Source organism: Bradyrhizobium sp. MI1.4 (genome assembly GCF_055811315.1).
On sequence record NZ_JBVVPP010000004.1, the window covers coordinates 32,914 to 45,113 of the forward strand.

Genomic DNA, 12,200 nt, shown 5'->3' on the forward strand with positions numbered 1-12,200 from the left:
GTCAGCGATTCAGGCGCGCGAGCAGGCTCGATGTATCCCAGCGCTTGCCGCCCATCTTCTCGACCTCGGCGTAGAACTGGTCGACGAGCGCGGTCACCGGCAGATTGGCGCCATTGCGACGGGCTTCGGCCAGCGAGATCGAGAGATCCTTGCGCATCCATTCGACCGCGAAGCCGAAATCGTATTTGTCCTCGTTCATGGTCCTGTAGCGGTTCTCCATCTGCCAGGACTGCGCGGCGCCCTTGGAGATGGTTTCGATCACGGCGGCGACGTCAAGGCCACTTTTCTTGGCGAAGTGAATACCCTCGGAGAGGCCCTGGACGAGGCCGGCGATGCAGATCTGGTTGACCATTTTGGTCAGCTGGCCGGAGCCGGCGGGCCCCAGCAATTTGCACATCCGCGCATAGGCGCCTGTGATGATCGGCTCGGCGCCGGCATAGGCGTCCTGCGCGCCGCCGCACATCACCGTCAGCACGCCGTTCTCGGCGCCGGCCTGGCCGCCGGACACGGGTGCGTCGATGAACTTGAAGCCGGCCTTGGTCGCGGCCGCATCGAGCTCACGCGCGACCTCGGCGGAAGCGGTGGTGTGGTCGACGAAGGTTGCACCCTTCTTCATGCCGGCAAACGCGCCGTCGGCACCGATCGTGACCGCGCGCAGATCGTTATCGTTGCCGACGCAGCACATCACGAAATCCTGGCCCTCGGCCGCGGCCTTCGGGGTCGCCGCGGTCTTGCCGCCGAACTTGTCCGCCCACTCCTTCGCCTTGGCCGCGGTGCGGTTATAGACGGTGACCTCATGGCCCCCTTTTTTCACGAGGTGTCCGGCCATGGGGAAGCCCATCACGCCGAGACCGAGGAAAGCGACTTTAGCCATCTGTAGTACCTTGTCCGTAGTTTGGGTTTTACGGTTCTTGCCGGGCGAGGGCCGTCCGGTTCCGCCATTGCGGCAGATCGGGCGCACCATAAACCCTTGAGGCCGGAGGGCAACGGGTTCGTTTGGCCCCCGCCTGTGTTAGGATGGTGGACCTAAGGACTTCAAAAAAAGGGAGCGAAGGCATGGGCGGCGTAAGCGTGGGCGTGCTCGATCATTTCAATATCCGGACCCGGAATCTGGCCGAAACCGTCCGCTTCTACGAGGACGTGCTGGGCCTGGAAAAAGGCGCCCGGCCGAATTTCGCCTTCCCCGGGTCCTGGATGTACAGCGAGGGAAAGCCGGTGGTGCACCTCGTCGATATTTCTCCGACTGCCGAGCCACAAAAGCCGGATTCCGGCGTTGTCCACCACGTCGCCTTCGCCAGCCGCGGGTTTGACGGCATGAAGCAGCGGCTGGCCTCAAAGGGGATGAAGTTCGACTCCCGCCAAGTGCCCGGCGGTGAGCTCTGGCAGATCTTCGTCCACGACCCCAACGGGGTCATGATCGAGCTCAACTACGAGGCGGCCCTGGAGCAGGGGGCCGCGCCCGCCGAGATGGCTGACGATATCGGCAGGCAGTAGCCTTTTGGGCGTTTCCGCTCTAATGGGGCATCTTGAATTCTAGGAGATGCGCTTTGAGCGTGACGCAGCAACAGGTTCTCGACAGCCTCGCCAGGATCAAGTCGCCCCGCGGGGTCGCGCTCACCAATGCCAATGTGCTGAGCGCGATCAGCGCGGCCGACGGCAAGGTGTTCTTCTCGATCAATGTCGAAGCCGCCGAAGCGCGAGCCTGGGAATCCGTCCGGGCCGAGGCCGAGGCCGCGGTGCGCGCCATTCCCGGCGTCACCACCGTCATGGTGGCGCTGACCGCCGAGCGGAAGGCCGGCGCCGCGCCGCCACCGCCGCCAACTCCCAGCCGCGGCACGCCGGGCGTGCAGCCCGTCCACGCCCACAAGCCGCCGCCGCAGGGCGGCGCCCAATCGCCGATGGCGCGGCAGTCCGAGATTCCGGGCGTCGCGGCCGTGATCGCGGTCGCCTCGGGCAAGGGCGGTGTCGGCAAATCCACCACCGCGCTCAACCTGGCACTCGGTCTGCGCGATCTCGGCCTCAAGGTCGGGCTGCTCGATGCCGACATCTACGGCCCATCGGTGCCGCGGCTGACGGGCCTGCATGAGAAGCCGGAGCTGAACGACGAGCGCAAGATGATTCCGCTCAAGCGCTTTGGCCTGGCCATCATGTCGATCGGCTTCCTGGTGGAGGAAGAGACCGCGATGATCTGGCGCGGGCCGATGGTGATGTCGGCAGTGACGCAGATGCTGCGCGACGTCGTATGGGGCCAGCTCGATGTGCTCGTCGTCGACATGCCGCCAGGCACCGGCGATGCCCAGCTCACGCTGGCGCAGAACGTCCCTTTGAAGGGCGCCGTGATCGTCTCGACCCCGCAGGACCTGTCGCTGATCGACGCAAGGCGGGGGCTTGCGATGTTCAAGAAGGTCAACGTGCCCGTGCTCGGCATCGTCGAGAACATGAGCTATTTCCAGTGCCCGCAATGCGGCACGAAATCCGACATTTTCGGCCATGGCGGCGCGCGCCACGAGGCCGAGAAGCTCGGGGTACCATTCCTGGGCGAGATCCCCCTGCACATGGCGATTCGCGCCACCTCGGATGCGGGCACGCCCGTAGTGGACAGCGAGCCGGATGGTCCCCATGCGGCGATCTACCGCGCCATTGCGGGACAGGTGCGGGACCAGCTCAAGGGCGTCATCGCCGCGGCCTAAGCGGATCCAAGCCGATCCCTTGAAACCAATACCTTGGGGACATGCGACTTTCGTAGAGCCCTGTCATGCCAATGTCGCGTTTCGAAAGCAGGGCTTCCGTGTTAAAGGCCCACGGCAGTCAAGCCCCTTCGGTTCGACGCGGCCCAAGAACGCGTCGCCGGAATGAGCGGCAGCAAAGAGGAAGTTAGGGGAAACGCCCCAACAAGGAGAGACTAAAGATGAAGCGTCGTGATTTCCTGAAAGTGTCGGCAGCCGGCGCGGCGGCGACCGCCGCGGTGGCCTCGCCGGCGATCGCGCAGTCCTCGCCCGAGATCAAGTGGCGCCTGACGTCGAGCTTCCCGAAGTCGCTCGACACCATCTATGGCGGTGCCGAGCAGATGGCGAAGTACGTCGCCGAGATGACCGACAACAAGTTTCAGATCCAGGTCTTCCAGGCGGGTGAAATCGTCCCGGGCCTGCAGGCGCTGGATGCGACCCAGAAGGGCACCGTCGAGATGTGCCACACGGTGTCGTATTATTACGTCGGCAAAGACCCGACCTTCGCGATTTTCGCGTCGGTGCCTTTCGGCCTGAATGCACGCCAGCAGAATTCCTGGCTGTACCAAGGCGGCGGCAACGAGCTCGCCAACGAGTTCTTCAAGAAGACGAACGTGGTGGGCTTCCCCTGCGGCAACACCGGCACCCAGATGGGCGGCTGGTTCCGCAAGGAGATCAAGACCGTTGCCGACCTGTCGGGCCTGAAGATGCGCATCGGCGGCATTGCCGGCCAGGTGCTTCAGAAGGTCGGCGTGGTGCCGCAGCAGCTCGCCGGCGGCGACATCTATCCGTCGCTCGAGAAGGGCACCATCGACGCGGCCGAATGGGTCGGTCCCTACGATGACGAGAAGCTCGGCTTCGCCAAGGTCGCCAAGTACTACTACTACCCGGGCTTCTGGGAAGGCGGTCCGACCGTTCACGCCTTCGCCAACATCGACAAGTGGAACGAGCTGCCGAAGAACTATCAGGCGATCCTCACCAACGCGACCGTCAACACCAACACCTGGATGGCCGCGCGCTACGACATGGTGAACCCCGGCGCGCTGAAGCGTCTGGTCGCCGGCGGAACGCAGCTTCGCCCGTTCACCAATGAGGTTCTGGAAGCCTGCCTCAAGGCGACCAACGAATTGTGGGGCGAGATCTCGGCCAAGAATCCCGACTTCAAGAAGTCGATCGACGCCATGCAGGCCTACCGCTCCGACGAATATCTGTGGTGGCAGGTCGCCGAATACACCTACGACAGCTTCATGATCCGCTCGCGCACCCGCGGCTGATCTTCGAGCAAGTCGCAAGACGACACGCCCGGTCTCGTTCGCGAGGCCGGGCTTTTTCTTTGGGGCGACCCTGCGGAGCGGCGTTGTCGCCGCGGTACGGGCGGGCGTCCAACAAAAAATCTGAAAAACAACCCCATGCACAGTAGACGAGGGGTGAGAGGACAAGGCGTTGCGAGTGCAGCCAACAGCTTGATGCGATGGAACTAATTGGCAGGCAGCCCAAGCATCGCGCGGGCGATGGCAATTTCGTATTTTTGGGCGTCAAAGCGGGCAGGCGCGAGTACTTCAGCGCGCCCGTTTGACTCGTCGGGCAAAACAGTGGCATAAAGGCATTATCGCATAATCCGAATTTCCGCCTCGGTGGTCTGGGGTTGACGATGAGCTTCGATCCCGATGAGGTTCAAAGCGCGTTGCGCAAGGCTTGGTCGTTGGCAACCGCCAGTCAATGGACGGCGAGCAATCCGGCGGCGGGGCAATGCAACGTCACCTCGCTGCTGATCCACGAGCTCTTCGGCGGCGACTTGCTGAAGACGCCGCTGCCGGCCGGCGACCATTTTTACAATCGCATTAGAGGCCGGCGGTATGACTTCACGGCGAGCCAGTTTGATCAGCCGATTGCTTACAAGGATTTGCCTGCAAGCCGTGCCGATGCAGAATTGGGAGCGACAAGCGATGAACTGGCCGAACTCAGAGAGGCTTTTCAGGAGCGTCGTACGAAGTAAAGCCAAGGGCCAATCGCAGACGGGTGACAGGAGTGGGCGCGGGAAATCAGCTCAACATCAATTCGCAAGACGGTCTTTGCTCATGCGCAGGATGACCACCACACCCTCTTCCGACCAGTCAAAAGTTATGGTCCCGCCAAGCTGGGCGGCCATACTTCGGTGCACCAACTGGCTTCCAAAGCCTTCGAGCTTTGTTGGAGCGACAACGGGGGGACCACCCCGCTCCGTCCACTTGACCACGACCTCGTCCTCATGGGCGTTGCACGATACGTCCAGGGTGCCACTTGAAAGGGACAGCGCACCGTATTTCGCAGAGTTGGTTGCCAGTTCATGCATCACCAAGGCGAGTGCTGTGCTGGAAGCCTCTCCCACGTTCATCTTGGGGACCGAGACACGAATACGAACGCTGGCTCCTTCCTCATCGTACGGCGCAAGCAGAACAGAGATGAGGTCTCCGAGAAGCGTCCCTTCTCTATTTCGTCCCGGTACCGGGCGCACAAGGTCCTGAGCACGTCCAAGAGCCATCAGGCGACTGGTCAGCTCCTGGGCCATATCCTCTTTTGATGCTGCCGAGCGTGAGCTCATTTGCGTCAGCGCCGTTGCGACGGTGAGAAGGTTTTTCAGCCGGTGGCTCATCTCGCCCGCCAGGAGTTCGTTGGCTTCCTCGGCTTGCTTGCGTTGGGTGACGTCCAGGAAAATACCGAACATCGTTCGATCCGCGATGTCGGCATCGTCGCCCTGGCCCCGCGCGGAAATCCAACGGATATCGCTGCCGGTCAGAATACGAAAATCTATCTCGTAAGAGCCAACGACTGCGCGAGTAGCGGCAAATGCCGATCTCACCCTCTCAAGATCGGCGGGGTGGATGTTCTTGGACAGTATCTCGAACGTAATTTTCTGCTCGCCCTTGGGCACCTCCCAAAGGTCGTACGCGGGTTCATCCATGGTGATTGCGTCGGTATCAACGTTCCAGGACCATAGAGCGACACCGGCGGCGCGAGTGGCAGCCCGGAGGTGCTTTTCGTGCCACAAGGGCATCGTCACCTGGCTAGGAACCATTGTGCTTCGTTTTCCCGCTTTATCTGACCAATCGGCACCTCGGCCAACGGGCGATCGACAGATACCATACCCGGTCGAAAAGGTCTCCGTTCGACCGAGAGGGCGGGTTGAAGTGTGGTCCCGCGCCCGAGTTGGCTCAGAAGCGATCCTCCGCAAACGAGCCGTGAGGTTCGCCGACGGCGATCAGCGGCGTTGTTCGTGAGCGATACGCGTTGCTTCGCGAAACGCCTGGGCCTTCCCGTCCATGGGTCAACACGGCCTCGGCAGCAGCTTCGTCGATGGCCGCCATCACATCAGCGGTTGCGGAATGATGAATCATGTGTCCCGCTCCGTCGATCCGGTGCAATTTGCTCTGCTTGACCTCGCCATGCAGCCTGACCGACTGCTTGATATCGATCAGACGATCGTTCTGGCCCGCGATAATGATCGTCGGCATCTTGAGTTCTGCATAAGTCTTCGAACCTGAGAATGCGGCGGAGATCAACATGGTCGCTTCGGCCGCTGTGGCCCGTATCTGTGATGGGCGCAACGCCATTTCTTTCGGAAAGCCGGCGAACTTGTTCGGGACCGGCCGGGGGCCAAACAGCTTGCGCAACATCGCGGGCCACATCATCCGACCGGCTAGCGGCGAAATCGTGGAGCTGATGACGTCCCCGACCACCGGTAGGGCGGACAGCACCGACGCCGCGCTGTCCGCGCGGGGAGTCGGGAAATAATAGCCCGAGGCCAATACGAGAGCCTGCACGAACGAAGGATGTCTTGTCGCCAGCGCAACCGCAACCGACGCTCCCCATGAATGGCCAAGGACAATCGCTTGAGAGACGCCCAACTGATCGAGGGCCTTCTTGAACAGGTCCGCCTGGGCATCCGGAGTCCAGACGACGTGCCTTGGCCGCGAGCTATGCCCAAAACCGGGACGATCGAACACCATGACCCTGTAGTTCTCGGCTGCGAGATCGATCAATCCACTCGAGACGAAATCCTCGACCATGCTGCCATTGCCGTGAAACAAGACCAGCGGCTTGCCTCTGCCGCGTTCCAAATAGTGCAGGCGAACCCCCTCGACGTCGATGAACCGACCCTGCGGAGGATTATCGCGTTGCGCTTTGTTCGCGAGCCGCCGGTTTATGATTGCGGTAGCCGCAACGATGGTACCTGCGGCAGCAAACGCGGCGGCGCCTGGATGTCGCGTGATGGCGCTCAAGCAATCGGATAGAAGGGAGCTGGAACGTGTTCGTCGTGCAAGGCGCATGTGCATTACCTTAGGTGGTCTGCACGACGCCCCATCAAATGAGAAATGTTGCAGCTGAGTTGAACGGTTCGCGGGGGTGTTCGTTCCTCGGCAGGGCCGACGGCGGCGGGGCCCAAGGAGGTAAATTTCCGGGCCATCCGCGACCTCATCCGCTCGTGCCCGGACTGGCTTACAGGAACCTGACGGAAGGGAGCGGCCGGCCCGCCGGGTGCTTTTTCGCTGGCCGAGATGCCCCGGATGATGGAAGACAGCGAAGATGCGGCGGAAGCCGTGCGGTGACACCGGAACATCCCGCGGGAAAATGCGATGCGCCTTCTGATCGTCGAGGACAATGCCGAGCTGTCGCGGCTCGTTGCCGGCGGGCTGTCGGCGGCCGGCTATGAGAGCGACATCGTCGGCAGCGCTGCCGAAGCGCGCGAGGCGGTCAGCAGCGTCAGCTATGCCGCGATGATCCTCGACCTCGGACTACCCGACGGCGATGGCCTGTCGGTGCTGCGTGAGCTTCGCCGGCAGATGGAGCCGTTGCCGGTGCTGGTGCTGACCGCCCGCGGCGGCTTGCAAGATCGTGTCAGCGGCCTGCGCAGCGGCGCCGACGACTATCTCGCAAAACCGTTCGCGATGGAGGAGCTGGTGGCGCGACTGGAGGCGATCCTGCGCCGTCCGGGCCAGTTGCTTGGCCGCTCGCTGCGCCTCGCCAACCTCGTCTATGACACCGAGAGCCGCCAGATCTTCGTCGACGACCAGCCGCGCATCATCTCCGCGCGCGAGACCTCGGTGCTCGAGATCCTGCTGCGCCGGCAGGGGCGGGTGGTACCGAAGAAGAACGTCGAGGACCACATCTTCGGCCTCGATGGCGAGGTCGCCTCCAACGCGGTCGAGGTCTACGTCTCGCGGCTGCGCAAGCAGCTCGCCGAGCATGGCGCCAAGGTCGTGATCCACACCATCCGTGGCGTCGGCTATCTCATGGCCGAGGAGAAATAGCGTGGCCCGGATCGGATCTCACGCCGGATTCCGCGCCGGGATCCATGGGAGGTCGCCGACGTTCAAATCGCTGATCTGGCGCATCGTGTTCCTGCACATCGTGGCGGTCGCGGTGGTCGCGATCTTCCTGCCGCTGGTGCTGTTCTGGCTGCTCAATTCAGAGATCGACCAGCTGCATCGCGATGCCATGCGCGCGCAGGCCGAGGTGTTGGCCGAGCGCATCGTCGCCCAGCCCGACGGGCTGCTGACGTTCAACCTGCCGGACAGTCTCAAGGGCCTTTATTCAGAAGCCTATGGCCGCTACCAGTACGACATTCGCGATGCCGGGGGGAATCTGCTGTTTTCGTCGCGGCGCAAGACCGGCACTGCGGCGGCCGCGCCACCGCCGCTCTCCGAAACGATTTCCGGGGCCGGAGTCACCCGCACCATCGACGGCAAGGTGATACGCATTCGCGTCGCGGAGGACCTCGCGCACCGCGACGTCATCATCGACGACATCGTATCGAACTTCTTCCGGCGGGTCGGATGGATCACCATTCCGATCCTGCTGGTCCTGCTCGGCATCGACATCATCATCTTTCGCCGCGCTGTTGCGCCGCTATGGAAGGCCTCCGAGGAGGCGAGCAATATCGGCCCGGCGCGCACGGACATCCGCCTGCCGACGGAGCAGATTCCGCGCGAGATCATGCCGCTCGTCACCGCCGTCAACCAGGCGCTCGACCGCCTCGAGGACGGCTTTCGGGTGCAGCGGCAGTTCACCGCCGACGCCGCGCATCAATTGCGCACGCCGCTCGCGATCCTGCGCACGCGGATCGAGACGCTCGGCGATGGCGCCGCACGGCATGCGCTGCATGCGGACATCGAGGGCATGAGCCGCATCGTCGCGCAGCTACTGGAGATCGCCGAGCTCGACACGCTGGTGCTCGATCCCGGCGAGACCGCGGATTTGCGCGCGGTCTGCGCCGAGGTGGTCGGTTCGATCGCGCCGCTCGCGATCGCGCAGCACAAGGACATCGCGCTGAGGGGCACCGAGGCGCCGGTGCTGATCCACGGCAATTCCGTGATGCTCCAGCGCGCGATCTTCAATCTCGCCGAAAACGCCATCAAGTTCACGGCAAAGGACACGTCGGTCGATGTCGATGTGAGCGAAGACGGTGCGGTGCGCGTGCGCGATTGCGGACCGGGAATTGCGGAAGCCGAGCGCGAATTGATCTTCCTTCGCTTCTGGCGCGCCGACCGCCAGCGCAGCGACGGCGCGGGCCTCGGGCTGTCGATCGTGCGCGCCGTCGCGGATGATCACGCGGCGACGGTTGCGGTGGACAATCTTCCCGGCGGCGGCGCGCAGTTCACGCTGCGGTTCAGGCTGGCGGAGAAGTCGGACGACGTTGATTTGAACGCGGCGCGGCGCTGACGCGCCACTTTCTCCCACATCCGCCTTTGCCAAGGCTTCGGCGGACGTGAGGAGAGAAGGAAGATCGGGCTATTTCAGCTTGCCGGTGGACAGATCCATGATCATGCGTGTGGTCAGATAAAGCCGCGGCACGATGCTGTTGAGCTGCACATATTCGGCATCGTTGGAATGCGCGCCGAACCCCGACAGGCCCATGCCTTCCACCACGGCTCCGCTGGTCTTGAGTGCGGCAAACGCCGCGTCGGTGCCGCCGCCGGTCGCCTTCTCGTCGACTTTGAGAGGCAGTCCGATCTCCTCATAGATCGTCTTGCCGTGGGCCGCGACTCGACGTGAGGCGTCGTTGGCCTCCAGCGGTGGACGGCGCACCTCGAATTTCAGCTCGACCTTGGACTCGGGCAGCAGGTGATTCTTGATCTTCTCCTGCAGTGTCTTCTCGAGCTCGTCGAAATCGGCGACCTTAAGTGCACGTGCGTCGGCCTGGGCCGTGGCCTCCGCGGGGATCACGTTGCGGTTGGTGCCGGCCTTGGAGACCGTCCAGTTCAGTTTCAGGCCCTGCTCTGGTTTGGACAGGTCCTTCATCTGCAGGAGCTGGTGGGAGAGCTCGTACAGCGCGTTGACGCCGCCCTCGGGCCGTGAGCCTGCATGTGACGACTTGCCCTGCACCGTGAGATAGGCCGAGCCGATGCCGCTGGTGGCCAGCCGCAGCGTGCCGTCGGTACCGCCGCCTTCAAAGGAGAACACCACATCCTGATCCGCAGCGAACCTGGTGATGGTGCTGCGCCAGCCCGGCGAGGAGATCTCCTCGTCGCCATTGGTGAGCACCGTGAGCGTGCCGTAGTCCCGGAAGCTCAGCTTCTGCAGCAACGCCACGGTATGAAGAATGAGCGCGACGCCCTGCTTGTCGTCGGCAATGCCGAGGCCGTAGGCCTTGTCGCCGTCGATGCGGAACGGTTGATCCTTCAGCATGCCCTTCAGGTACACGGTGTCCATGTGGGCGATCAGCATGATCTTCTTGCTGCCGGTGCCCTTGAATACGGCGTGTACGGCCGGGCCGATCTTCTCGGGTGTGTCGTCGAGGCGATAGACGTCGGTGGGTTCGAGGATCTCCACCGTGCCGCCGAGCTGCTTGAGCTGGCCGGCAACGCGCTGGGCGATCTGGTTCAGACCTTCGACATCCTTGCTGCCGGATTCGATGCTGACGAGATCGCGCAGCGTGTCGAGCAGCGGCTCCTGCTCTTTTTGCGCCAACGCATGGACGTCGGCCATGACATTCGCGCTCAGCTCAGCATGCGCCGGCATTGCCGCACATGCCAGCCAGAGCGACGCGATCAACGAACCAACGAGCAATGGAGCAGGGTAGGATCGCGACATGCGTGGCGGCCTTAGGTTGGGGGAATGGCGCGGTATGCCCGTGTTTCCGGCGCTTGTCACGTGCCCGGCGCGCCCGTCATGCCCGGCCGAGGCGGGCGTGATGGGAACGGCCAGGGCCGCGGGCCGTCTAAGCCTAAAGTCGTAGGACCGGATGGCGCGGGAGCTGGGCATTTTCGTCCCTCACATCGTGAGGGATGGAAATCGGACGACACATGTTCCATGCTGGCCGCCAAGCCTCGGCAAGAAGGCCCACCGTCACAATCCATCAGGGTAGGAAATCATGAAAAGACGAGATTTCATCAAGGTCACCGGGCTTGGTGCGGCGGGTGTCGCCACGCTCGCCGCTCCAGCGATCGCGCAGACGACGCCCGAGATCAAATGGCGCATGCCGACGAGCTGGCCGAAATCGCTCGACACGCTCTATGGCGGCGCCGAGATGATGGCCAAGATGGTCGCGGAAGCGACCGACAACAAATTCCAGATTCAGACATTTGCCGGCGGCGAGATCGTGCCGGGCCTTCAGGTGCTCGATGCCGTGCAGAACGGCACCTGCGAAATCGGCCACACCGCGTCTTATTATTATTTCGGCAAGGACCCGACCTTCACCTTCGGCTCGGCCGTGCCGTTCGGACCGAACATGCGCATCAACCAGGCCTGGTACATGCTGGGCGGCGGCAGGGAGATTCTCAACGAGTTCTACAAGAAGTACAACGTCGTCTCGCTGCTTGCTGGCAACACCGGCTGTCAGATGGGTGGCTGGTTCCGCAAGGAGGTCAAGACGCCCCAGGACTTCAGCGGGTTGAAATTCCGCATCGGCGGCTTCGCCGGAAAAGTGATGGCCAAACTCGGCGCGGTGCCGCAGCAGATCGCCGGTGGCGACATCTATCCGGCGCTGGAGAAGGGCACCATCGACGCAGCGGAATGGGTCGGGCCCTATGACGACGAGAAGCTCGGCTTCGTGAAAGTCGCGCCGCATTATTACTTCCCGGGCTGGTGGGAAGGCGGGCCGATGCTGCTCGCCTTCGTCAACCAGGACAAGTGGAATGCTCTGCCGAAGCACTATCAGAGCATCCTCGAGCAGGCGGGGCACTACGCCAACAACTGGATGATGGCGAAGTACGACCAGGCCAATCCACCGGCGTTGCGGCGCCTGCTCGCGGCCGGCGCCAAGCTGCATCCGTTCTCGCCCGAGGTCATGCAAGCCTGCTTCAAGGCGGCAAAGGAGCTGCACACCGAAGTCTCGGCTACCAACGCGGACTTCAAGAAGGTCTACGAATCGCTGACCGCGTTCTCGAACAACGGATATCAGTGGTTCCAGGTCGCCGAAGTCGGCTATGACAACTTCATGGCGCGCAACTCGCAGAGCTGATCGCAGAGCGCACGATCGGCCCAAACGAAAAAACC

The 12,200-nt window shown here is 63.0% G+C and carries 11 protein-coding genes; 7 read left to right on the top strand and 4 right to left on the bottom strand.

Annotation, left to right across the window (positions count from 1 at the left end):
• Position 1 precedes the first annotated feature (1 nt).
• The gene (locus AC0L23_RS06105; protein WP_473356789.1) at positions 2–874 is read right to left on the bottom strand and encodes an NAD(P)-dependent oxidoreductase; all 873 of its coding nucleotides are present in this window, start codon (positions 872–874) and stop codon (positions 2–4) included.
• 182 nt (positions 875–1,056) lie between these two features.
• Between AC0L23_RS06105 and AC0L23_RS06110 the strand changes: the two genes are divergently transcribed.
• The 4 genes from AC0L23_RS06110 to AC0L23_RS06125 all read left to right on the top strand — a co-directional run bounded on the left by AC0L23_RS06110 (position 1,057) and on the right by AC0L23_RS06125 (position 4,722).
• The gene (locus AC0L23_RS06110; protein WP_473356790.1) at positions 1,057–1,494 is read left to right on the top strand and encodes a VOC family protein; all 438 of its coding nucleotides are present in this window, start codon (positions 1,057–1,059) and stop codon (positions 1,492–1,494) included.
• Positions 1,495–1,547: 53 nt separating this feature from the next.
• The gene (locus AC0L23_RS06115; RefSeq protein ID WP_085352723.1) at positions 1,548–2,690 is read left to right on the top strand and encodes an Mrp/NBP35 family ATP-binding protein; all 1,143 of its coding nucleotides are present in this window, start codon (positions 1,548–1,550) and stop codon (positions 2,688–2,690) included.
• Between the two features lie 218 nt (positions 2,691–2,908).
• Positions 2,909–4,000 carry a TRAP transporter substrate-binding protein gene (locus tag AC0L23_RS06120; protein WP_018459388.1) on the top strand — a complete coding sequence of 364 codons (1,092 nt, stop codon included), beginning with the start codon at positions 2,909–2,911 and terminating at the stop codon, positions 3,998–4,000.
• A 377-nt stretch (positions 4,001–4,377) separates the two neighbouring features.
• Positions 4,378–4,722 (top strand): YunG family protein, encoded by a 345-nt coding sequence (locus AC0L23_RS06125; RefSeq protein ID WP_473356791.1) that lies wholly within the window; start codon positions 4,378–4,380, stop codon positions 4,720–4,722.
• Positions 4,723–4,779: 57 nt separating this feature from the next.
• Here the strand turns inward: AC0L23_RS06125 and AC0L23_RS06130 are convergent, their stop codons facing one another.
• Both AC0L23_RS06130 and AC0L23_RS06135 read right to left on the bottom strand, forming a co-directional pair.
• Positions 4,780–5,760 carry a sensor histidine kinase gene (locus tag AC0L23_RS06130; RefSeq protein ID WP_231190903.1) on the bottom strand — a complete coding sequence of 327 codons (981 nt, stop codon included), beginning with the start codon at positions 5,758–5,760 and terminating at the stop codon, positions 4,780–4,782.
• Between the two features lie 157 nt (positions 5,761–5,917).
• The gene (locus tag AC0L23_RS06135) at positions 5,918–7,033 is read right to left on the bottom strand and encodes an alpha/beta fold hydrolase (RefSeq protein ID WP_473356792.1); all 1,116 of its coding nucleotides are present in this window, start codon (positions 7,031–7,033) and stop codon (positions 5,918–5,920) included.
• A 306-nt stretch (positions 7,034–7,339) separates the two neighbouring features.
• On the opposite strand from AC0L23_RS06135, the gene AC0L23_RS06140 reads away from it, so the two are divergent.
• A complete protein-coding gene (locus tag AC0L23_RS06140; RefSeq protein WP_007592584.1) occupies positions 7,340–8,014 on the top strand; it encodes a response regulator transcription factor in 675 nt (224 codons plus the stop codon).
• Between the two features lies 1 nt (position 8,015).
• Positions 8,016–9,425, top strand: a complete 1,410-nt coding sequence (locus AC0L23_RS06145) for a sensor histidine kinase (RefSeq protein ID WP_473356793.1) — start codon at positions 8,016–8,018, stop codon at positions 9,423–9,425.
• Positions 9,426–9,494: 69 nt separating this feature from the next.
• Here AC0L23_RS06145 and AC0L23_RS06150 read toward each other — a convergent pair whose 3' ends face one another.
• Entirely contained in the window at positions 9,495–10,796 is a 1,302-nt protein-coding gene (locus AC0L23_RS06150) for a M20/M25/M40 family metallo-hydrolase (protein WP_473356794.1), read from the bottom strand.
• Between the two features lie 280 nt (positions 10,797–11,076).
• On the opposite strand from AC0L23_RS06150, the gene AC0L23_RS06155 reads away from it, so the two are divergent.
• Positions 11,077–12,165 (top strand): TRAP transporter substrate-binding protein, encoded by a 1,089-nt coding sequence (locus AC0L23_RS06155; RefSeq protein WP_085395849.1) that lies wholly within the window; start codon positions 11,077–11,079, stop codon positions 12,163–12,165.
• The last annotated feature ends 35 nt before the right edge of the window (positions 12,166–12,200 follow it).

Coding starts and splice junctions, on each gene's coding strand:
- AC0L23_RS06110 (WP_473356790.1), top strand. CDS start 1,057: ATGGGCGGCGTAAGCGTGGGCGTGCTCGATCATTTCAATATCCGGACC.
- AC0L23_RS06135 (WP_473356792.1), bottom strand. CDS start 7,033: ATGCGCCTTGCACGACGAACACGTTCCAGCTCCCTTCTATCCGATTGC.
- AC0L23_RS06140 (WP_007592584.1), top strand. CDS start 7,340: ATGCGCCTTCTGATCGTCGAGGACAATGCCGAGCTGTCGCGGCTCGTT.
- AC0L23_RS06130 (WP_231190903.1), bottom strand. CDS start 5,760: ATGCCCTTGTGGCACGAAAAGCACCTCCGGGCTGCCACTCGCGCCGCC.
- AC0L23_RS06125 (WP_473356791.1), top strand. CDS start 4,378: ATGAGCTTCGATCCCGATGAGGTTCAAAGCGCGTTGCGCAAGGCTTGG.
- AC0L23_RS06150 (WP_473356794.1), bottom strand. CDS start 10,796: ATGTCGCGATCCTACCCTGCTCCATTGCTCGTTGGTTCGTTGATCGCG.
- AC0L23_RS06105 (WP_473356789.1), bottom strand. CDS start 874: ATGGCTAAAGTCGCTTTCCTCGGTCTCGGCGTGATGGGCTTCCCCATG.
- AC0L23_RS06120 (WP_018459388.1), top strand. CDS start 2,909: ATGAAGCGTCGTGATTTCCTGAAAGTGTCGGCAGCCGGCGCGGCGGCG.
- AC0L23_RS06155 (WP_085395849.1), top strand. CDS start 11,077: ATGAAAAGACGAGATTTCATCAAGGTCACCGGGCTTGGTGCGGCGGGT.